Source organism: Enterococcus sp. C63 (genome assembly GCF_040887215.1).
GTDB lineage: Bacteria > Bacillota > Bacilli > Lactobacillales > Enterococcaceae > Enterococcus_B > Enterococcus_B hirae.
Window position 1 is genome coordinate 388,030 of sequence record NZ_JBFOFI010000001.1, and the last position, 23,635, is coordinate 411,664.

The window sequence follows — 23,635 nt, forward strand, 5'->3', positions numbered from 1 at the left end:
GCTCTCCTCCATTATGCTTGAACTTCTTCTGCAATCACACCAGCCATCTTTTCTTTTGCTTCCTTAGCTTCGGCTTCTGCTTTTAATTCTAATTCATACTCTTTTTTGTCAGCAATCTTGATAAATGGATACCACATCAAGATCCCGATACCCATGCAAATAACCATCAAGATTGTATAATTTATCCCACCAGAAAGTGGCATCTTAACAAAAGTTGGTGTCGTCCAAGGCAATAAACTTATCATTGGGTTCAATGAAATCGGTAAAATGGTTGTGGTTAATCCCCACGTCACAAAGCCTGCGATCAACTGTGTAAAGACTTGTGGAATGAAAAACAATGGGTTTAAAATAATCGGCATACCAAACATCAAGGGTTCCGTAATGTTGAAAATGGCAGGAATCACGGATAATTTCCCAAGTTGTTTCATTTTGGCAGATTTACTACGAATCATAAAGAACGTCACAAATCCCATGAAGCCTGCAGCGTACATTCCCATGTAGATCACAGAAGGAATCAAGTAAGGCAAAGCTTCATTTTTTTGGAAAGCTGCGATATTTGAGACAACCATCGTCATACTGATTGCTCCTAATGGTCCTTGTAAAACTGCATTGTGAATCCCAAAGAACTAAAGGACAGCTAATACTTCCATGATAATAATAATTGATAATGGACTAGCAACCAACGCGTTAAGCGGTGCATTGATCACATCGATAAAGAATTGAAAAATCGAGCCAGATTTTGTCAAACCAAATAAGATACGCAGAATAAATACAAGGACAAAGATGATTGTTACAACAAAGACCGGTGCCAATGATTGCGTAACCATCGGAGGTACGCTATCTGGTAATTTAAGCACAATATTTTTTTTCGATAGATAAGCATAAAGTTGAGTAACCACTAACGCAACGATCATTCCAATAAACAAGCCTTGTCCGCCTAAGAAATCTAAGCGTAATGCTGCAATCGTAGAGTCTACAGCCTCTCCATTTTGCATAGCCATTGTTGCGACAGTTTGAGGCATCAACATCACAAAACTAGCTAAAGAAATAATTGCTGCGTTTCGCTCATTCGTCCCCAGTTGTTTTGCATAAGAAAAAGCCAGACTATAAACGACATACAATGAAAATACTCCAGTTGCACCATTTGTAATAGCTTCTACATGTGGGTAAATACCTAATGAAGTCAAATAATCGATCCAACCAGGAATTGGGAAGTTCCCTACGATCGTAATCAGCGCAATCCCCAAAGTGATTGGACTCGTACGAATAAACCCTTCCATCAAAGCAGCTAACACTTTATTTTGTTGTAATTTTTGCGATAATGGTAATAACTTATTTCCTAAAAACGCTTCTAATTTTTCCATCGTAATCCCCCTATTGTTTATATTCCCATGTGGTAACACTTTCTAACCCGTCGACATTTAAATAAAAATGGTAGACACCTTCTTCTATCCAACTATTTCCATTATTATCAAAGATAGCTAAGTCAGAAATTGGAATAGTGATTCTTGCTTGCTTTTCTTGATTTGCTTCTAAATAGATTCGCTGACTGCTGACCAATCGTTTTTCCGGTTGGACAATCGAAGCATATTCTTGATGAAGATAAACATGTGTCACAATTTCTGCTGAAACATCCGATCGATTTTTCACTAAATAATTGATCTCAATAAATTGGTCTTTTTGCTCACTTCTCAGTAATTGACTTTCGAATGAGGCGTAACTCATTCCCGTTCCAAATTTGAATAGCGGATCATTGGATTCATCGATATATTTTGAGACAAAACGCTCAGAATGATTGCTTGTTGAGATTGGTCTGCCTGTGGAGGTCTGAGCATAATAAATCGGTAGTTGTCCTTCACTTCTAGGAAACGTCATCGATAGACGAGCAGAAGGACTGACTTTACCAGCAAGTAAATTAGCGATTCCGATCCCACCCATCGTTCCAGGAAACCAGACAAGTAATAAACTATCGAAATATTTTTCTACATCCGTTAAGACTAGCGGCCGACCGGTGTATATTACGCCTACAATTGGTTTATTTAATTCATGTAATTTTTTGATCAGACGTTGTTGTTTTTGTGAAATCTGTAAGTGAGCTTTAGAAGCTCCTTCACCACTTTCCAGAAATTGTTCGCCAAATGTTAATACAATCACATCAGCTTTTTGAGAAATCTGGTAAGCTTCTTCCATTAATGATTCCTCTTCTGCAATTGGCCCATTCAATAATTCCATTCCTTTTTTCAGAGGTCCAAACCCATCATAAGAATCGAATAAATTGTATCCTTTAGCAAACATTAAGTGATCTGTCGCAAAATGGCGACTCAATCCTTCCTTCAAAGTAACCGTATCTTGTGGCTTTCCGCTGACTGAAGCCCAAAAACCTAAAGTGAGAGGACTTTCGCCGTATGGACCGATCACAGCAATTTTTTGATTTGGTACTAATGGAAGTGTGTCATTATTTTTTAAAAGAACACAACTTTTTTCAACCAACTCGACTGCTGCTTCTTTAGCTTTTTCGGTTAAGATTTCTCCAGTATTCACTTCTTCCAAGCCACGATAAGGATTTTCAAATAAGCCCAATTTATTTTTGAGCATTAAAATACGCCACACCGCTTCATCGAGAAGTTGCATAAATCGTGGCTCTTGTACTAATTCAGACAGGTGATTGGCATAAATCGAAGTCATCATGTCTAAATCAACACCTGCAATAAGTGCCTTTTTGGCTGCATCTATTTCGTCTTTGGCATACCCGTGAGGAATCAGTTCTTTGATTGCTGCATAGTCTGAAACTAATACGCCATCAAAACCAAAGCGAGAACGTAAAATCTCTCGATTCAACCATTCATTTCCAGTTGCAGGAACTCCATTCAATAAATTAAAAGCAGTCATTACTAATTCACATTTTGCTTCAATTGCTGCTTGATAAGGCTGTAGATATTCATTGAAAAGCCGTTGATGGGACATATCTACCGCTTGATATTCTCGTCCTGCTTCCGGTGCTCCATAAGCTGCAAAGTGCTTCAGACATGCAGCTATATGTTTTTCTGGAATTTTTGTCTCACTCTCTCCCTGATAACCATTGACGATACTTTTTGCAAACTCTTTCGCCGTATAAACATCTTCGCCTGGAGATTCCATAACTCGCCCCCAACGTGGATCACGCGCTAAATCTAACATCGGTGAAAACAAGACATGTAAGCCATTTAAATAACTTTCTTCTGCTGTTAACTTAGCTGCTTGTTGAATTAGCTCAAAATCGTAAGAACCAGCTTGAGCTAGAGGTATGGGGAAAATTGTCCGAAACCCATAGATGACATCTGACATAAACAACATGGGTATCTTGTGTTTACTTTTTGCTAAAACTTTTGTTTGTAGTTCTTTTAATTTTTGATGATCGTTGATATTATAAATAGAGCCAATCTCAAATACGTCTAACTCTTGAGGTAATCCTAATTCTTCCATTGGCCCAGTATTCATCACATCATTTTCTGATAGAATACTTCCATTCAGTTGGATCGTTTGTGCGATTTTTTCCTGAACAGATAATCGATCAAACAAAGATTGTAACTGATCTGTTTCCATCGGCGCCTCCTTTGTAACCGCTTTATAGAACAGATTATAAAGAATAAAAAACGAATTTTATATAAAAAAATTAGCATTTATACCAAAATATTCGCGCTATATAAAATTTATTCGTGTAAAATAAAAAGAAAGAATTCGTCACAAGGAGTATTTATATTATGACTACCGATACGATTAAAATAACTATGGATTTATTGTACCGAAAATATCTGATTCCGATGCTATTATTTGATGAAAACGGATATCTCATCCATCCAAAAAATTTAGAAGACTTACCAATCACGATCAGTACCTATTTTCCATTTAAAAAAACAGAGCAGATCCAGCTTTACCATACAACATCCTATTTATACGGCTATTTTTGTTTTAAATCTGATCAAAAGGAATATCAGATGATCATTGGCCCTTGCGGTATTATCGGTTCAAAAGAAACCTCTTGTTTTTTTATGGGACATGAGTACCATTATAATATTCATTATTCCAAAGAAGACAAGTATTCATTTGAAGAATATATCCAACTATTACACACGATTCTGACTCAGCGGCCAACCAAAAAGGAAGAATTTATTTGGTACTTTCAACAAGAAAAAAATAAAAAAAATCGATCCACTGATTACAGCCTGGAAAATAATCTTTATGATCGACGGATCCACAAAGAAACCTTCGATTCGTATCATTTTGAATTACGCTATCTAGATTACATCAAACGAAACGAACCTGAAAAAGTCATTTGGGTCTTTAATAAAATGAAAGAAACCTATAAAGTCTCTTTATCCCCCTTTGAATTGGAAGGATTGAAACTTAAATTTGCCTCGTTCGTAGCCATCGTTACCAGAATGAGTATTGAAGAAGGTGTACCGATCAATCAAGCCTTCGGTCTGTCCGACTCTTTGATTCAGGGACTGATTTATATCCACTCAGTCAAAGAATGTCTGCAATATATGAAAGAAGCAACCTTCCGTTTTATGGAACTTCTTCATAATTTTCCTTTAGCTCAAAAATCCATGTTAGTAAAAACGATTGTCAACCACATTGATAATCATTTATACGAACGCATCACCGTCGACGAGTTAGCTGCCATCACTGAAAAACATAAAGCACATATTTGCAGCCACTTCAAAAAAGAAATGGGGATTACCATTCACGGATACATTCAAGAAAAAAAGATAACCGAAGCAAAACATTTGTTATTGTTTACAGATCATTCTTACGATGAAATCAGTCACTTGCTTGCTTATTCTAGTCAAAGTCATTTTATTCAAGTGTTCAAAAAGGTCGCCGGCTGTACCCCAAAAGAATACAAAAGTATCCACTATGCCCATTCATTAGTCTGAAAATGCCTTAACTACTAAGTCGTTCTCCATTTATCTTGATCGTGATCAGATAGGTTCAATACTTTCATGTATGTATTTTTAACTGCTTTTGGTTTGAGTAAATGTAGTAAAAACAAGCCGAAGAACACTAAAATCAAGGAAATGATTTTAGATTCTTCGGCTTATTTCATCAACCTAATTATGCGTGGCGCTACTCTCTCGATCGTGTCAAACTTCGTCGCGTTTCTCAGAAAGATCAATCATTTTTTCTTAGCGTCTTTGACTTCCAAAAAGATAATTTAGAAAATTAGTGACATATGTTTGATACGCTACGGGATCAACTGATTGGGCTTCCCCATGTCCAGCTCCTGCTATAATCAACTTGACTTTATAGCCCCCGGAAAGATCATAGAGTTCATCCGCATTTTCATGAGGAACTACTTGATCAGCATCTCCGTGAATGATCAATTTGGGGATCGTTGTGGCCATACCAATTTCAGGTAGATTTTTATTCACATTCATTTTTAATTCTTGGTCAAAGTAATACTCTTTCAACAATCCCATATATAGATCTTCATGTTCTTCGTCTGCTACAATGTCAAATTCTTCCCCAAATATTGAACCTAATAAAGGCGCTACGGTATTTTTGTAGGTGTATCTAAGTTGTTCATCAATTGATTTAAATCCGCAATTCTCGATGATTCCTTTTACGTTTGCTGGGATATCCTTAGCTAATGTTGACATCATAGTTGCAGCCCCCATTGAGCCACCATAAAGTAAAATCTTTTGAGTCGGCTTAGTTCCTACTTCTCGATTGATCCAATAGAGCACATCATCTGACTCATATTGTCCATAAGTGACATAATCGCCCCCACTGTTTCCAGTGGCACGAGGGTCTACAAATAATAAATTATAGCCCGCATTGTAAAAGATATTATACTCATCCGTTACTGTCCCTAAATTCCAATTTCCTCGAAAACCACCATGAATCATCACCGTTACATCTGATTTTTGATCCACATAATAAGATTTCAACGTCATTAATTTTCCATCTTGCTTATTTACGGTCGTTCCTTCTAATTGAGTGGTATTAGGATAAAAACCTGTAGGCTCAGCAGGTGCCGTTCCATCATTCGCTGCACCAAGCAAGCTCATAAAACAACTGTCTTTTGCAAAAGCAATGTCATACATCGCACTGATTGTAATCAAACGTTTGATTACTTCTGGACTAACATCAAAGCGTTCTTTTACATTCACTTCTGAAATTTGGTCTGATATCAACGAAGAGAATTCACTTAGAAGTTTAAAAATATCTCCATTATACTCTTTGAAAACTTCAGTTATTTTATCTCGGATATAATTTAAATAAAGTTTTCCCTTGAAATTCTTGCCTTTACCGATTGCTTGAATGATCGCTTGCTCATCGTCAGATAATCCAAGTGTTGTTGTTTTTACTTGCCCCTCGTTTCCTTTGTTGAGGGATTGAGAAACAGATGTAAGGCTTGTTCTTGCCAATAGTCCCTCTTGTTCCTTTCCGTAAACGATACTTGGTGTAGCACATCCTAACAATAAAATAGAAGCCAAAGTAATCATGCAACATTTATTTTTCATTCTACTCACTCCTTTATTTGATATTTCTATTCTAATGAAAGCGTAACCATTTTTATATCAAAAAAGAAGTGTTTGTTATATAAAAGAAGCTCTTTTAAAAAATTCTTGAGTAAATCTTAGGATCATTCAGGTCATTTATACTAGCATAGCCATTTAGCTAATATTTTATACTGGTCTTATTTGTATTACACCACTAAAACCAAACGCTTGTGATAAAACAAAAGAAGATACTGAGACAACTTTTTTGTCCCAGTATCTTCTATTATATCTAAAAATGAATAAACGGTGTTTAAAGAGCTCTTGTTCACGACGAGATAAAAGCAGCATTTTTGAAAGATAAGCCGAAATTAATCAAAAATTGGAGAAGCACAAAGTAGATAACAATCGACAGAAAAAACTAGCGTTTGTGTTTCTTGGCAATTTTCGGTATTCTTTTGGTACTTGATAGTTAACACTTTCGTCTCAACCTCTAAGGTGCTAAGTTTTTTGCTAAAGACGATCAATTCGATAATTTTGACTGCTCATCTTGCCTGCTCATCATATGCTATTTAAACAAAACATAATATTGGGACATATAATGTTCTGTATCTTTTGGAGATAGAGATTGTATGGCTGTCCATAATTGTTTTTTAGCCATTGATCTTTCCACGCCATCGGTGTAATACCCTCAGCTTTTACTAATGAATTCCCTAATTTTTCAATTTTTTTCATAAGATCTTTTTCTGGATTATTGTTTAATCCAAGGTGTTTTAACCCATGTTCCGTAACTAGCCAGTGGTTAGTATTTTGTCCACGATCAATAAGATTTTCTGGACCTTTCAAACGATTTCTTGCTTCTGCATGGTAGATTTCTATGCTATCTCCTATCTCAAGCAACAAATGGTCATCGGTGAATCGTTCAGGTATGTCTCCATTAATCGATTTTTCATACCTAATTTTGCCATCATGAGATTTGATAGTCACTTTTACATAAAGTTCATCTTTAAATAAATAATGAGGTTTTGGCATATTTAAGGTAAGTGTTGCTTCTCTTGAATTTAAATTCGTTCTTAATGAACCTGACCATTGATCATTAAAGCCATAAAAGATAAGATCTTCATCGGCTAACTTACTGATGTCAGCTTTGATTAATGAAAGAGAAGCATGGTTTTGGGTTTCCTTTACATAAACATAATTTTCGCTTGGTAAATAATACTTCATTTGTTCACCAGAAAATTCTAAATGATAGACCCCATTAGGAATATTTTTAAATGTCATTTTTTGTTTTACTGGTTGACTCGCTATAATAGTTGCTCCATCTTTTAATTCAACTGTGAGCCCTTCAAAGTTACTCAAATCGCTAGGAAGAATTTCAATGGTCAAATCACCAACCAACCCTAGAGAGGCGATTTCTTCGTTAGTAACCAATTCAAAATTAGAATTGATCAAATAGTTTGGGTCAATCAATTGACGTGCACGCACCAACTCATTTTCAGAGACAATATCTGCCAATGAAGCCACAGCTGGATAACCTGCCACACGATTTTTTTCTGCTTGAAATTCATCAAGATACAACCCACGTTTTTTTAAGGCAGCAGAAAAATCCTGCTTACTATTTTCACTGTAGATACGATTCATTAAATTGGGTAATGTATATTCCCAATCTTTGAAATCACTCTGATTAGCCATTTTACGGTATTCCTGATATATCTTAGTGAAGGAGTCATTTCCAGCTTTTTGTTTGAACATCGTTAATAAAATCAGTTGTTCACGCACATCGACATCATGGTAAGTGTCTCCATCACGGATCAACTTATCATATAGCTTGTTTTCGACTTCTTCTTTTTTACCTAAATTAAACAACCAACCGATGTCATCTGCTTTTTTTCCATATTTTTCATACTGATATTGGACCCCAAATAAATTATTTGACACTTCGCCAGTATACATATCTTGCCCATCAAAACCAGCTTGATAACCGTGAGCAATTTCATGTAATGTTGCCCAACTTAGTTCTTTCAACCACATATCTGTCGTAGGTTCACTATTAGCTGTCCAATCACCCCCATAATAAGCAGCACCTGCGCCAGAATCATCAGCCTTTAAAAAGTAACGATTCGCGCCGTTCTGATTTTCTGGTGCGGAACCATCAAAACCAGCGATACCGTTAAATAAAGCAAAAATACCGTGATGATACTCAATCAACGCATCAATTGATGGAAAATCTTTTAAGTTTCTCACTAGTTCTTTGTCCAATTTGGGTACGAGTAATTGGAAATCTACTCCTTGAATTAGCGCATACTCTGCATCCTCCGTATCCCACATTGAAAAAAACATGGTCTCATTCCCATGATATCCATAAACAGGTAACGCTTTCATTTCTTTGGAAGTCACCACTTCGTATTCGATCTGTGCTGATCCTTCTCCGTACGGTGTATCAACAAATGGAACCAAGGGCTCATCTGCACGTATACTTACCCAATTTGATCCAACTTCGATACTTTTTTCATTCTTTTTATCGTTTCCTAGTAGTCGCAATTTTAACTTATTCTTGAAATGAGCATTTGTCTGTCTCATTCTCAATTCGATATTTTCGCTTAAGATAAAACCTAGATCCTGACGATCATGGTTTTTCCCTTTACTCATCCCTGAGTTGAAGATCCACGTCGGCTCCGGAATACTAAAAATCTCTTTTGACGTGACTTCTTGCGCCCCAACATTGGCTGAAAGTACAAAGATACCAAACACAAACAACAACAGACTAACCGCATATTTTTTCATTTACCTCACTCCTTAAAATTATTTTATGAACAAAAAATAATTATTCACTCATTAAGAAAACGTTATTTTTTGTACAATTTAATTATAAATAACAACTAAATAAATAGCAACAATATAATATTTATAAATTTTTATCCTAACAACCTATAATAATTACAGTTATTTAAATAATTAACCATAAATATATTTTTTAATATTAATCGTTATCTAAAAAGAAAAAAAGCTCTCCCTTAGTGGGACAGCTTTTCCTATACATTTAAAGTTTATACCAAACTAATTTTATCATCGAGTCGCGTTTACTTGACAGAACCGATCATTCCTTGAACAAATTGTTTTTGTAAAACAAAGAACACGATAGCTGTTGGTAATGTTGCAATCACAAGCCCGGCCATAATCATTCCGTAATCTGGTGTATAAGAGGCTCCCATGGCAGATAAAACTAATGGGACCGTACGCTTATCTGGTGATTGTAATGCAACTAAAGGCCAAAGATAGTTATTCCAGCTACTCATAAAAGTAATGATTGCAGCAGCTGCATACGTATTTTTAGCAGTGGGTAGGTAGACACGGAAAAATATACTTAATTCTTTTAATCCATCTAAACGTGCAGCTTCTACTAAATCTTTAGGAAACGCTTTAACGTTTTGTCGAAAGAAGAAGATCAAAAAAGCTGTACTTACTGAAGGCAAAATGACGACTAAGAAGCTATTAATCCCTAAGATCGTTCCGTTTAAATTAGAAAACATGCGGTACAAAGGAATCATCAACGCAGCAAAAGGAACCATCATCGATAAAAGCAAAATCGTAAATAATCGTTCTTTTTTTCGACTTTTATAGATCTCAAACCCATAACCAGCCATAGATGAAATCAACAAAGCTAAGACCGTTGTTACAATAGCGATCAAAGCTGAATTCCACAATGAGCGTGCAAAGTTTAAGTCATTTGAAAAAAGATTCTGGAAGTTGACAACTAAATGGCTACCGATCTTTAATTTTCCGGCAGTAATATCGATAGGTGTATTCGTCATTCCTAAGATCATCCAAACAAAAGGAAAAATCGAAATAAATGAAATCACGCTCAAAGAGGCATATTTAAAAACAGCTAACCAATCGAATGTTTTAGTCGCTTTTTTTTCCTTCTCTTTAAGAAGTACTTTGTTTTCTGCTTGATCTATCACGCTTTTTCACCTCCGACTTTCGTTTGAATGATTGATAACAGTACAATAAAGACTACGATCACAAATGAAACCGCCGCAGCATAACCAAAATTCGGTGTAAATTTATAACTTAAATTGTAAATATACTGAGATAGCGTAGTTGTTGCATTTGCTGGTCCACCACCCGTAATATTTTGTACTTCATCAAAGAGTTGCAACGTACCGATCGTTGATGTGATTGACGTAAACAAAATAATTGGTTTTAAGTTAGGAATCGTGACTTTGATCAATTGTTGCCACTTAGATGCGCCATCGATTTCTGCTGCTTCATAAATTGCCGGATCAATATTTTGCATTCCTGATAAAAAGAAAATCATGTTATAACCTGTCCAACGCCATGTAATCGAAATGATGATTAATACTTTCGCCCAAACTGGATGAGTCAGCCAGCCAATTGGCATATCGATCAAGCCGATCGTCATCAAAAAATTATTCACTAATCCCGATTGAGAAAACAAGCTTTTCATAATAAGCGAATAGCTAACCATGGATGTGATACAAGGTAAAAAAATCGCTGTCCGGAAGAATCCTTTCATTTTAAGCTTTTTATCATTTAATAAATTAGAGACAAATAAAGCTAAAAACAACATAATCGGTACTTGTACCAATAAATATAAAAAGGTGTTAAAAAAAGCCTTTTTGAAGGTCGCATCATTCAACATGCGTTGATAATTCCCCAAACCATTAAAACTCATATTAACTGGAGGACCACTTTGAAATGAAGTGATCAGCGCTAAAATCATTGGAATAAACACCATGATCGAGATCATCAGAACTGGTAAAACAAGAAACGCATTTCCGTTCTTGAAAAAATCTTTTTGTTTCATCTGCTTTGCTCACTTTCGTTACGTTCATCTTCGTTTTATCTGTCATTTAAGGATCGTCTCACAAATCCTCCCTCTCAACTAATTGTCTGAGTAATTGACAGCGTCCTCACGAAAATTCTACGGTATTGATTGAAACTATTTTTAATAGATAGCAAATTTGTGTGACTGATGACCGTTCAAAAATCACCAGCCAACACAAATTTGATCCTCTAAATCAACTCATTTCACTCTACTTAATTGGCTAACTGTGCTTCTACTTGTTTTTGCGTATCTGCCAAGACTTTATCAGTATCTTCTCCATTGATGATTCGGTGTAATGACTCTGCTACAACTGCTTCGATTGCATAGGTTTCTTGTCCATAATTAACTTGTGGAATTTCCGCTGTCCATTTAGAAAAGTCTTCAAACACCTTTTGACCACTATAGAATTCAGAAGACTCTTGATAAGCTGGTTGATCTTTTGCACTTAACATGGTAGAAACTAACCCGATTTCTTTCGCTAAGGTTCCCATCAAGTCTTCGTTAGTCGCAAAGGTCTTCTTCAAGAAGTCTTTCGCATTTTCTTCGCCTGAAACACCTTTGATCACATACCACCCAGCTCCGCCTAAATTAGAAGCTTGTGCTTTTTGCATATTGGCAGGTAATGAAGGTGTCGGTGCAATTGCCCATTTCCCTGATTGATCTTCAGCACCTTGGATCGTTGAGGAATACCAAGCACCAATTGGACTGGATGCAACAGCCCCTGATTGAATGGCCGTGACACCTGCATTCCAATCTGAAGTTTGTTCCACTAGATCTTCTTTAAGTAGTGTAGCAAATAGATTTAATCCATATTTCAATGATTGGTTATCTTTGATCGTAACCGTCTTTCCATCTTCCGAAGTGTACCATTCACCAGCTTCTTGCATGATCATACGGACACGTCCAAGATCTGAGGGATTCACTTCAGTAATTTTTTTACCCGTTTTTGCTTTAACATCTCGAGCAACTTGTAAATAGTCATCCCAACTTAAATTCTGCATATCTGCTTGACTGTAACCGGCTTCTTCTAACAAATCTGTTCGATAAAAATTAGCCGTAACACCTGAATCAAATGGAACGCCATAAATTTGATCATCGATCTTATTAACCGCAAATTTATACGAAGCAAAATTGGATTCATCTACGATATCGGTTAACTCAGAAAATGCGTCCGGATAAGAATTCAAATAACCTTGAATACGATAATCCTCAATCAACACGATATTCGGTAATCCATCCGTATTTCCACTGGCTAATGCTGTGTTTAACTTTTGTACGATATCATCTTGTGACATCGTAACGACATCCACTTCGACGTCTTTATTGTCATAGACTTTTTTTGCTTCATTGACTGCTTTGATATTAAACGTTTCATCCCATGCCCAAACACTGATTTTATTTTCATCTTTCGTTGCTGAATTCGAGGAACTCCCACATCCCGCAAACAAAACTGCTGCTGAAGCTAAAAGCGTCGCACTTACTACTAATTTTTTGAATTTCATATCCAACCCGCCTTTTTCATTTTTATTCTTTACATGTGAATCATACCAAAAAATGTAATCGTTTTCTTAATTTCTAAAAGAGTTCCAAAAAATATCCCAAAATAAGAAAAAATCACAAATTTAGATTTCAAATTTTTTTATTTTGAGTAATTCATCTTGCTTTTCTGCCAATTAAACCGTATTTTAAAAAGAGAAACTGTTTAAAAGGGGGAACAAGCTTGATTAATTTATTATTGATCGACGATGAAAAAACAATCTTACATGGCATAGCCAATTTGGTTGATTGGTCAAACCACGGATTCCAAATTAAAGGCGCTTTTTCAAACTCATTGGAAGCGCTTGATTTTTTCTCTATTCATTCTAATGATATTGATATTGTCATTACTGATCTTATCATGCCTGAACTGGATGGGATTGAACTTGCTCGCCTCTTAAAAAAAAGCAAGCCTGATATTCAAATATTAGTGTTATCAAGCCATGATGAGTTTCAACTAGTGAAAGACTCTTTTAAAGAAGGCGTATCCGATTATTTACTTAAACCAAAATTGAATCCAGAAAACCTGCTTTCTGCTTTGAACCATTTGGTTAAAAAAGGCCAAAAAAATCTAGACTCTAAATTCTCTCTAGATAGTGCTTTAACACAATATTTCTCTGGACAAAAAACAACGATATCTAACGATCCTTTTCGTTTCCCGTTATTTTACATCGTCTATAGCGAAATGGATGATTTAGCTCCACTAGCTTCTCTAAAAAGTAACGAAGAACGAGCTGAACCCTGGATTGATTGTCAGCCTTTTACCACTCTCGACTATGAATATGGTTGCTTACTAAATGTTTCTTCCATGGAATGTTTCGAACAAATTCAGACTTCTTTGCGTGAATATGCGCAAAAATCTGATGCATTATTGATTATTTCCCCTTGTTTAGAGCTAAGTGAGCTGTTCGATTGTTTTCAAAGATTAAAAAAATTAGGCAAAGGACAACGTTTTTATCAGAAAAGTGCTGGTGTTGTATCGGAAGAACAATTAGTCCCTTTGATTCCACACTTTGATCAGAGCACAAAAAGCTACTTAACAAAGATTGTCAACAAAGATTATGTATCCGCTATCAGAGAAATGAAATCTGCGATTGAGACTCTGATCGCTTTAAAAATTGACCCTTTATTTTTAAAACACGAAACAATCAATCGTCTCTACGCACTCATCAATGCTTTAGAAGATGGTCAAGGGACGAAAGAATTGACGACATTAAAAATTACGTTACCAACACTTATAACGAACGTCGCCACCATCGAAGATTTTTCCATTACGTTTACTAAAATCATCACTCAATTGATGCGTTGGAGCACGCCGGAAAAGAATGAAAACTCAGAAATTCTGACAGCGATCTATGATTATGTTCAAGAAAATTATCATCAAGATATTTCCTTGCAAATCATCTCCGAAAAATTTCATTTTTCCTATAGTTATTTATCTACCATGTTTACCGAGAAATATGGGATTAGCTTCACTAAATATCTAAAAAAAGTCCGGATACAACATGCGAAACGGCTTTTGCTTGAGACAACCGAGCCACTTTCACAAATCTCTTACCAAGTAGGATTTGCTGAACTTGGTTACTTCTCAAGAGTATTCAAGGAAGAAACTGGGCTAAATCCTTCTCAATATCGAAAAGGAAGTTTGAAACATGAAGAAAAAATTCAAAGAGTATGAACTAGTTACAAAACTACTGGTTGTCCTAGTCATTGCGCTTCTTACTCAAGCGATTATTCTGTCCTTCTTCATTTATGATCGATCCAAAAACGCTTATATCCATCTATTTGATAAATCGAATGAACTAACGCTTGGCAAAATACAACGTGATTTTGAACGATTGAATGATAATATCGAAAATACCTTAACGATGGTCGCTAACAACCCTGCAGTCGAAAATTATTTCTCTAACGATCCGCACTCTTCGTTAGATAACTACGCAAATGTAAAAACGATCCAACAAATGAACCGAAGCTTCACTTCGATCTCTCCTTCCATCAATTACGATCTGATGATCTATGGTGAAAGTGGACATACCTTCGTTGGAAACGAGATGCTTACCAGTATGGATGCTGCGGCATTCATGAGATCTGATGTCGTACAAAAAGCAAAGGCACATAAAGCATCGACCCAAATGTTCTTTGTTGACTTTGGTTTGACTACTCGTGACCAAACAAAAAGCAGCATCCTATTCATTAAGAAATTGACTTCCTCGTTGAATCATATTTATGGGTATGCTGTCATTGCGATAACTGCAGATGAGCTAGCGAATTTATTCAATGAAACGATCCATTCGGAGGTCTCCAAAATCTATCTCATCAATGAAGCAAATCAAATCATTACCTCCAATGAAACTGGCATGATTGGTGCCAAAACCAACTTGTTAAATGATTTAAATACCAATGAAACAAAAACAGTTGATTATAATCGTTTAACACGTGTTCCATTATATCGACAAAACTTAGCTTTGATTAGTAAAGTAAATATTCGTTCACTAGTCAATCAAATGGGACTGATTGTTCCGATCGTCCTTTTTAATTTGATGACTTTAATGGTAGTTGGTGCTATTGTCTTTCGCTATATGAACCGTCAGACGAAGTCGATTTATGCCTTGATTCAGTCCTTAAAACATATCAAAAAAATTCCTAATAATACCCAAGTAGACGTTCAAGGGACCTACGAAACAAAGACTTTAGGCACTACAATCAATCAACTATTAACAACGATCGACGAGAACTATTTTACTTCAATTGAAAACGAAAAGAAAAAACGCCAATTAGAGATTCAAACGATGCAAGCCCAAATCCAGCCTCACTTTATCTACAATACGTTAACTAGTCTAAAATTTTTGATCTGGCAAAAAGAAAATCAAAAAGCAATTCATGGAATCGATCATTTTATTGATTTATTGAGAAGTACCATTGGAAAAAAAGCAGAAACAATCACTGTCGAAGAAGAATTAAAAAGTGTGCAAAGCTATATCCATATTCTTTCATTGAGATATGGTGATGATATCGCCACTCGGATCATGGTCCCCGATGAACTATACCCTTTTAAAGTGCCCAATATGATGATCCAGCCAATTATTGAAAATGCTTTTTTACATGCTTTTCAAACAAAAAAAAGTGGGTTTATTACTTTATTCGGAAAAATTCATGAAACACAATTGATCTTTGAAATCGTAGATAACGGTGATGGATTTGATACAAATCAAAAGAAAAAAAACAAGGACTATTTTTCTGGAATCGGAGTCAAGAATGTGAACGAACGAATCAAATTGCTTTACGGCACAGAGTATGGATTGCAGATCCAATCGATTATGGGTGTTGGTACAACGGTAAAAATCACATTGCCATTAATCAGTTAATCCAAAAATAAACAATTCAGTTAGTTGATACTTATAAGCAATAGACGCTGCCCTTCTAAGATAGATGATTTTAGAAAAGCAACGTCTATTTGTCTATGGTTTTATATTTTTCGTGACTGCTAATAATATGAAAAGCTATTGTTCTTTACCGATACTTAGCTATCAATCCTTCCTCTAGATAGACAGCATTCAAGCATCAGCTCCTTGAAATAAGCCTAAATTTTTTTAACATGAAAAGGTGTTTTAAAAAATTGCCTCTTATTTGCTCGGAGCTGACCGCTTCTTTCACGACCTTTACTTCACGATAAAACTGAATTCATGGTCTTCTTCCGCTGAAATATGATACGCTTCTTCAACATCTGCTCCCCAGCTGTTGATTCCTCCTACACCACGTACCTTCCCTTGAATCACTAAGACGGTTCTTCTAGCTGGTGGTAACTCTTCAAGATGCGTAGCATTTTCTAATTCTTCGGCTTTATAGGGGAGAGCTGAAAATGCAAAATCGCCGTTCACTTGTTCAAAGCGTAATGAAAATTCCTCCTTTCCTTGATCCGCATTATTCATCGTAGAATCTCTAGTGATTTCTAGCCATTTCGTCTTCATATGGACACCACAATCTTGTGGCACGAGATAGGGAGTCACTGGTAAACCAGTTACTTTATAAGTACCCTCGATTCCTCCTGCCATTCGATCTGGATACGTTTCTCCTGATAGTCCTTCATATTCAAAATATTTCGCTTTGGTTGGCATAATAAAGCGAAAACCTAATAAAGGTAATTCAGGCAGTCCTTGCTGTCCATGATAAAAGACAGAAATTTTCATTTCCCCATCAGATTGTACTTCATAGTTGACTATGACTTCTGTTTTGGGCACCGAATTGATTTCTAACGTGAATTTGATCGCTGCTGATTGCGCATATTCATGATTGGAATAGCGATTATTGATCGGAGCAATTGGCTGTTCGATTGGTTTTTGATCAATGGAAACTTGAACATTTTTTACTTTCGGGTACATCCCAGCCCCTAGCCACATGGACGAACGATAGCCAAACCCATTCCCTCGATCATTATCCGTCAAAGCCCGCCAAAACGTCGGCAGCGTTTCTCGATACAACCATTCTTTCCCATTTTTATTTAAGGATTCCAACCCACCTCTTGTATAGGAAAAGATATAATGAAATCCTTCACCTTTTAAAGCAAATGTACAATCTCCATAAATAATCTTCATTTTAATCGCTGTATTTTCCATAATAATACCTTACCTCCTGTAATGCCGGTTTTTCTTGACCATCAGAAAAGACGATCCCGTTACCTGAAAATTCATAATCACTTGGACGATCATCAAAGTCCCCACCGTATCTCATTACTTTTTGTTTCGTCAATGGATCGATCACTTGAATCGCTTGATCTTTAAAGTCCCAAATATAGCCACCTTGATACATTGGGTATCGATCTAATAATTCCATGTAAGAATTCAATCCTCCCAACGAATTCCCCATGTCATGCATGTATTCACATAAAATGAAAGGCTTTTTCCCATCATTTTCAAGGTAATCACAGATATCTGTTGGCGTAGCATACATGCAACTCTTGACATCAGAAATCGAATCTTCGAATGCAGGATTAGGGAAATTTCCTTCATAGTGAACAAGGCGATCGGGATCTTTTTCTTTAAAGTAATCATTCATCAAACGAATATTCTCTTCTGCGTAAGATTCATTTCCTAAAGACCAGAATAAAATACTCGTATGGTTCTTGAATGTCTCAAAATTTGTCTGTGCTCTGTCAAGAACGATCTCCCGCCATTGAGGAACATTCCCCGGTACATTGTAAGACGGCTCAAACGCCCCCATCTTTTGCCAAGAACCATGAGATTCCAGATTGGTCTCTGCCATCAAGTGAATCCCCGCCTGATCACAAAGATAATACCAAGGGATTTGATTTGGATAATGTGAGGTTCTAACCCCATTGATATTCGCATGTTTAATGATTTCTAGATCTTTCTTCATATCCATCAAATCGATAGCTCTTCCTTTTTCAGGATGCCATTCATGTCGATTGACACCGTTGATGATCAAACGTCGGTCATTCAAATAAATGATCCTCTCTTTGATCTCGATCTTTCTAAAACCAAATGGATAGTAACTATACTCCGTCACCCCAGTATCATCAAACGTTTCAAATTCGGCGGTGTATAAATTGGGTTGAAAATGATCCCATAAAGTAATTTTATCTACTGGAATATGCAACGAGATTTGTTCTTCGATTCTCACTTCTTCTTGATGGATCTCTTCTCCTTTGCAATTGAGGAGTCGGACACGCAGCTTTCCGTTTGAAGTAAGATTTTCAATAGTCAAGTCGATATCTACCCAACCGCTTTGAAAAGAGGGATCAACTTGAGGTTTGATCCACATATCCTCTATATGATTTTTCCCTCTGGCGATCAATGAAACATCTCTAAAAATCCCAAAGAAACGGAAAAAATCTTGGTCTTCGAGAAAAGCGGCACTACTTCTTTTATGGACTTCTACCGCTAAACGATTCTCTTCTTCCAGATAAGGAGTTAAATCAAATTCAGAAGGCGTGAAAGAATCTTCTGCATAGCCAACAAAGTGCCCATTTAACCAGACATACTTTGCCTGTTCGACACCTTCAAATCGAATGGTGATCGCCTTTTCTTTCATTTCTTCATTTAAAGTAAAGTTCGTCACATATGAGCCAACTGGATTATACTCGGCTTGAGAAAACATCCCCTCGGCTTCTTCCTTACCAGCGGTTGTATAAGCCGGACGTCTAAACTCATGCCCTTCCCATGGATACATCGTATTGATGTAGTGGATCTTGTCGTATCCTGCTAGTTCGATATGCCTAGGAACATCAATCTGATCGAAGCCACTGTTATCAAATCCCTTTTCAAAAAAATTCACTGGACGTTCTAAAGCATTGCGGGAATAGCAAAATTGCCACTTCCCATTCAGCGATTGGATTCTGGTGTTTCCTGTTTCCACTTCTTCTTTAGCACCATAAATAACATGATCACTATGGGCTTTCCTTTGATTTACTCGATACACTTGCGGATCATCTAACCATTCAATCAATGCGTTCATTTTTCTATTCTCCTTCGTCTATACTCATAAAATGAATCAATTCTGTTTGAAAATCGCCATAAAAATCCGGGAAATAAAGACCTATTGTCATTAATTCCGATCCTGAATATACTTTGCCATCTATCTGGTTCTGGTATAGTTTTTCTTCGCTTAGTCCAACAAGGCGTACCTCATGAAATTCGGGCTGTGCATTTGCCAACCGACGATTTATAAATAAGAGGACTTCCTGTTGGTTTTTTGAAACAAATTCCCAGGAAGCAATATTTTGCTCAAAGGGATTTTGTAAACGATAGAAATCACCATATTGGACTGTCTGTCTGATTTTTTTATAAAATTCTACCTGTGCGGCTACTTCCTGCTTTTCCTCACTAGATAATTTTGTTAGATCGAGTTCATATCCAAACACCCCGCCCATGGCCACATCTCCACGTGTTTTTAAACTGGTGACTCGACCCGTTTGATGATTAGGAACAGCTGATACATGGGCAGTCATAGCTGAAATAGGATAAGCTAAGCTCGTCCCATATTGGATATTGATGCGTTCAACCGCATCTGTATTGTCACTAGTCCAAGACTGTGGCATATAATAAAGCAGCCCTGCATCGAACCGTCCACCACCACCAGAACATCCTTCCCAAAGGATATGAGGATAGTCGTTTGTTAAGTTTTCCATCATCTCATATAATCCTAATAGATAACGATGCAAAACTTCCCCTTGGTTTTGTTTGCCCAATGACACCGAATAGACATCAGATAGCGATCGATTCATATCCCATTTGATATAGTCGATCTCCACACTGTCTAACAAATGCCGTAACTGTGTTTCAATCGTCTGCCGGACTTCTTTTCGGGTAAAATCAAGGACGTGTTGAGATCTAGAAGCTGATGGTTGACGACCTGGTTCTTTCATCATAAATTCGGGATGATCCCGATTTAATTGAGAGTCGCTGGAAACCATTTCAGGCTCAACCCACAAGCCAAACTTTAGTCCTTTTTGGTGAACATAGTCAGAGATCCCTTTTAAGCCATTTTTCAATTTCCCTTGATATTCAAACCAGTCTCCTAGAGAAGATTGGTCCGAATCTCTTTTCCCAAACCAGCCGTCATCTAAAACAAACATCTCTATCGCTAATTCGTTTGCTTCATCAACGATTGCTTCGATCTTTTTGCTCGTAAAGTCAAAATAAGTCGCTTCCCAATTGTTGACTAGGATCGGACGTTCTTGGTATTGGAATCGCCCTCTTGCTACTCGTTCCCGTAATAAATGATGGGTCACTTGACTCATCCCATTCAACCCTTGATCAGAATAAGTTAAGAGTATTTCCGGTGTTTGGAAGCTTTCATATGGTTGTAACTCCCAAGAAAAATTATAGGGATTGATCCCACCGATCACTCTAAATTGTTGAATGGCATCTTTTTCAATCTCAAAGGAATGATTTCCCGAATAAACAAGATGGATCCCAATCGCTTCCCCTGTGAATTCAGTTGTTGCATGATTTGTCAAGGCGATGAATGAATTCATCTGATGACTGCTTGAACCACGACGGCTTTCAAATGATTTGATGCCATCTGTTATGCTTTGTCTAGACATCTGCCGTTCTTTGACATGCGCTCCTGGTAAGGCAATCACTTCATCAAACCGGCCTGAATTCGTAAAATCAAGTTGAAAAGAGGCTGCTTTTTCAATCATCACTGGATCATTGGTTTCATTTCTTACCTTCAGCGAACGTGTAATCACTGCTCTTTCTCGATAAATCGTATAGGAAAGATCCACGTAAATCTTTTCTTCACGATCTTTCAACGTCACGATCAATGTTTCTGCTTCTGTATCATTCTTGATATACGCTTGCGGTAATCCAGATAAATTTGGCTTTCCTTCTTGGATCTGAAAACTTTCATAACGTAGATCAAGCAGATTTGATCCATTTTCTCGACGAATCATCAAGGCAGGTAATCGATAATCCATCCCTCCGTGCCCTGAATACTCTTGTGGTAATGTATCTTTTGAATACGTTCGATCTTCATTTAAGGGGACGTTCCCAGAAAAGCCACGATCTCTGCGAGGATATTTTTTATAATTATGATAATGGGTCGTTCTTTTACCAAAATAAACATGAGCCAGAACTTCACTTTCTTCAATTTGAAGAATATAGGAAATTTCTGAATTGGATAGATGAAATACTTTTTCCTGTTCGTCAAATGTGATTAAAGCTACTCTTTGATTCTTCATCACTTGTTCCATTGTTTCACCTCTCAAATAAATAGTAACCGTTTACTTTTGTTACATTTCCTGTATACTGTTTACTAAACAAATATGTCAATAAAAATTTTTATTTTTTTGTAAGGGGTGCCATTTTATGGTTGGAATTAGAGATGTCGCAAGAAAAGCCAATGTTTCACCTGCTACGGTCTCAAGAGTTTTGAATGAAGACAAAACGATCAGTGTCTCTGCTGCTACTCGTCAACGGATTTTCACTGCAGCTGCCACATTAAATTATGATATCAACAAGCGAAAATATATTAAAAAACGCCGTCCTTCCATCGGTGTCATTTCAGCAATCAGTAAAGCCAGCGAAGAAAAAGATATTTATTATCGAGAATTACGAGCAGGTCTAGAAGAAGAAGCCAGCCGACTCCATATCGGCATGAATCGAATTTATAATATGTCGGATAACCCGACCGAGTGGAAAGATTTGGATCAATTAGGTGCTATAATCGTAGTCGGTACGATCGATAAAGGTGCAATCGCCGATTTATTGAAACAGAACCGACAATTAGTTGTAGTAGATAATCCAGATATCCAACAAGAAGTGGATATGGTCTATGGGGATCTCGAACGAATGACTAAATCTGTTTTAGAACTTTTTTTAGACAATGGGCACACCAACATCGCTTATATTGGTGGTTATCAAATCGATATTAACGAAGCTGGTCGGAAATCAACAACTGAGAATGAAAAAAGGCTCAGAGCCTACCGCCATTTCATGCAAGATCATCATTTGACCAAACAGATCAATTATTATTTAGGAGAATGGACAGAGGAATCCGGAGAGCAGTTAGCGACCAAACTTCTCGAAAAACAAAAACATGATTTACCGACGGCCATTTTGATCGGTAGCGATCCTTTAGCATTAGGTGTTTATCGAGCATTACAAAAAGACAATCGAAAAATTGGAGAAGAGATCGTTCTAGTTAGCTTCGATAACATCGAGGCGATTGCTGATTTATCTCCTAGTTTAACAAGTGTAGCGATCAATGCAAAAGCCATTGGTCAGTCTGCTGTTCGATTAGCGGTGGAGCGAATCGATGGTTTGAGAGAGGAACCGATCATTGTCACTTATCCTACACGACTAATCATTAGAGAAAGTTTTAACCCTGATAAATCCTAACCAAATAGACGAAGAAGAGCGAGATAACTATCCTTTCCCGCTCCTTCTTCGTCTACTTTTGCTTATCCTCATTTGTTAAATCAGCTTCTACTTTTTGGCTTTCGATCCATCCTAAATAATATTCATGATAGACTCCTTCTTCCGTTTGCTTCGTTAGCAGATACTGTCCAATCACATTTCCTGTTTGATACCCTCGTTGAGCTAATGTTAATCTTACTTCTTCGATATTGTTCTTTTCGGTATGATTGACTTCCACTTGTAATAAAAATCGATGATAAGTTTTACCAGGCTGATTGTACCAAACAATTTTAGACAGTGGAATTGTGGCTGATGTTTGGTCTGTACAGAAGCCATAAATCATTTCATCGCTCAGCGAAAAATCAAAATACCCACCGAAGCTGGCATAGTTTTCAAGATAGGCTTTCGAATCTAAAATGTCGTCGGAATCCACTATGACGATTGCCGCAAAAGGAATTGTTTCTTTGGTAATGCCTCGATTGTCAATCATAAGTTTTAATTGTTCTTTTCGAGCCAAGATTTCTTCATGTTTTTTTTGCAGACTTATTTTTTCTTGCTTAATCCGCTGCTCTGTTTCTGCAATCGTTGCATAATGTTCTTCGATCGTTTTTCCATATAAATTTTTCATCTGTTTGATTGGAACATCTAATTTTCGATAGAAATTGATGTCATAGATCTGAAAAATATCATCAATATTAAACATCCGATACCCGTTTTCTTCATGGCGTAGAGAATGGATTAACCCTTGCTCATCCCAAAAACGAATCGTTGACTTTGGTACATTTAGTAGTTCCGAGACTTCTCCGATCGTGTAAAGTTTTGGCATTTCCGCTCACCTCTTGTTAATTTTACCGCTTCTTCTATTGACCTTCAAGTAACTTTAAGGTGTA

13 protein-coding genes and 2 pseudogenes are annotated in these 23,635 nt (G+C 36.8%); 4 read left to right on the forward strand and 11 right to left on the reverse strand.

The genetic code is table 11. The features are described 5' to 3' along the window. Positions 1 to 11 precede the first annotated feature (11 nt). Positions 12 to 1,364 (reverse strand): annotated as a pseudogene (locus tag AB3H90_RS01775) (PTS sugar transporter subunit IIC). 10 nt (positions 1,365 to 1,374) lie between these two features. Next, the gene (locus AB3H90_RS01780; RefSeq protein ID WP_368016049.1) at positions 1,375 to 3,582 is read right to left on the reverse strand and encodes a glycoside hydrolase family 3 N-terminal domain-containing protein; all 2,208 of its coding nucleotides are present in this window, start codon (positions 3,580 to 3,582) and stop codon (positions 1,375 to 1,377) included. 158 nt (positions 3,583 to 3,740) lie between these two features. Here AB3H90_RS01780 and AB3H90_RS01785 point away from each other — a divergent pair, with 158 nt between their 5' ends. Continuing rightward, on the forward strand, positions 3,741 to 4,916 hold the full coding sequence (locus AB3H90_RS01785) for a helix-turn-helix transcriptional regulator (RefSeq protein ID WP_161651752.1): 1,176 nt from the start codon (positions 3,741 to 3,743) through the stop codon (positions 4,914 to 4,916). 267 nt (positions 4,917 to 5,183) lie between these two features. Here AB3H90_RS01785 and AB3H90_RS01790 read toward each other — a convergent pair. The 5 genes and pseudogenes from AB3H90_RS01790 to AB3H90_RS01810 form a co-directional block, all read right to left on the reverse strand. Next, positions 5,184 to 6,296, reverse strand: a pseudogene (locus AB3H90_RS01790) (alpha/beta hydrolase); the annotation flags it as partial. Positions 6,297 to 7,043: 747 nt separating this feature from the next. Continuing rightward, positions 7,044 to 9,266, reverse strand: a complete 2,223-nt coding sequence (locus AB3H90_RS01795) for a putative mucin/carbohydrate-binding domain-containing protein (RefSeq protein WP_368016050.1) — start codon at positions 9,264 to 9,266, stop codon at positions 7,044 to 7,046. A 296-nt stretch (positions 9,267 to 9,562) separates the two neighbouring features. Continuing rightward, positions 9,563 to 10,444 carry a carbohydrate ABC transporter permease gene (locus tag AB3H90_RS01800; protein ID WP_207432020.1) on the reverse strand — a complete coding sequence of 294 codons (882 nt, stop codon included), beginning with the start codon at positions 10,442 to 10,444 and terminating at the stop codon, positions 9,563 to 9,565. Beyond that, positions 10,441 to 11,310, reverse strand: a complete 870-nt coding sequence (locus tag AB3H90_RS01805) for a carbohydrate ABC transporter permease (protein WP_010719005.1) — start codon at positions 11,308 to 11,310, stop codon at positions 10,441 to 10,443. The genes AB3H90_RS01800 and AB3H90_RS01805 overlap by 4 nt, the downstream gene beginning before the upstream one ends. 233 nt (positions 11,311 to 11,543) lie before the next feature. After that, entirely contained in the window at positions 11,544 to 12,833 is a 1,290-nt protein-coding gene (locus AB3H90_RS01810) for an ABC transporter substrate-binding protein (RefSeq protein ID WP_368016051.1), read from the reverse strand. A gap of 218 nt (positions 12,834 to 13,051) precedes the next feature. Between AB3H90_RS01810 and AB3H90_RS01815 the strand changes: the two genes are divergently transcribed. Together AB3H90_RS01815 and AB3H90_RS01820 are read left to right on the forward strand one after the other, a co-directional pair. Continuing rightward, positions 13,052 to 14,545: a helix-turn-helix domain-containing protein gene (locus AB3H90_RS01815; protein ID WP_368016052.1), complete on the forward strand. Its 1,494-nt coding sequence runs from the start codon at positions 13,052 to 13,054 to the stop codon at positions 14,543 to 14,545. Then, positions 14,520 to 16,232, forward strand: a complete 1,713-nt coding sequence (locus AB3H90_RS01820) for a sensor histidine kinase (RefSeq protein ID WP_368016053.1) — start codon at positions 14,520 to 14,522, stop codon at positions 16,230 to 16,232. Before AB3H90_RS01815 ends, AB3H90_RS01820 begins: the two co-directional genes overlap by 26 nt. Before the next feature lie 294 nt (positions 16,233 to 16,526). On the opposite strand, the gene AB3H90_RS01825 is transcribed toward AB3H90_RS01820, so the two are convergent. Genes AB3H90_RS01825 through AB3H90_RS01835 form a run of 3 tightly spaced genes read right to left on the reverse strand, consistent with a single transcriptional unit; the run spans position 16,527 to position 21,580 of the window. Beyond that, on the reverse strand, positions 16,527 to 17,480 hold the full coding sequence (locus AB3H90_RS01825; protein WP_368016054.1) for a beta-galactosidase small subunit: 954 nt from the start codon (positions 17,478 to 17,480) through the stop codon (positions 16,527 to 16,529). Continuing rightward, positions 17,461 to 19,338 (reverse strand): glycoside hydrolase family 2 protein, encoded by a 1,878-nt coding sequence (locus AB3H90_RS01830; RefSeq protein ID WP_368016055.1) that lies wholly within the window; start codon positions 19,336 to 19,338, stop codon positions 17,461 to 17,463. The genes AB3H90_RS01825 and AB3H90_RS01830 overlap by 20 nt, the downstream gene beginning before the upstream one ends. Positions 19,339 to 19,342: 4 nt before the next feature. After that, positions 19,343 to 21,580: an alpha-galactosidase gene (locus tag AB3H90_RS01835; protein WP_368016056.1), complete on the reverse strand. Its 2,238-nt coding sequence runs from the start codon at positions 21,578 to 21,580 to the stop codon at positions 19,343 to 19,345. Positions 21,581 to 21,695: 115 nt separating this feature from the next. On the opposite strand from AB3H90_RS01835, the gene AB3H90_RS01840 reads away from it, so the two are divergent. Beyond that, entirely contained in the window at positions 21,696 to 22,727 is a 1,032-nt protein-coding gene (locus AB3H90_RS01840) for a LacI family DNA-binding transcriptional regulator (protein WP_010718997.1), read from the forward strand. 52 nt (positions 22,728 to 22,779) lie between these two features. Here the strand turns inward: AB3H90_RS01840 and AB3H90_RS01845 are convergent, their stop codons facing one another. Beyond that, a complete protein-coding gene (locus tag AB3H90_RS01845) occupies positions 22,780 to 23,571 on the reverse strand; it encodes a MerR family transcriptional regulator (RefSeq protein ID WP_010718996.1) in 792 nt (263 codons plus the stop codon). Positions 23,572 to 23,635 lie beyond the last annotated feature (64 nt).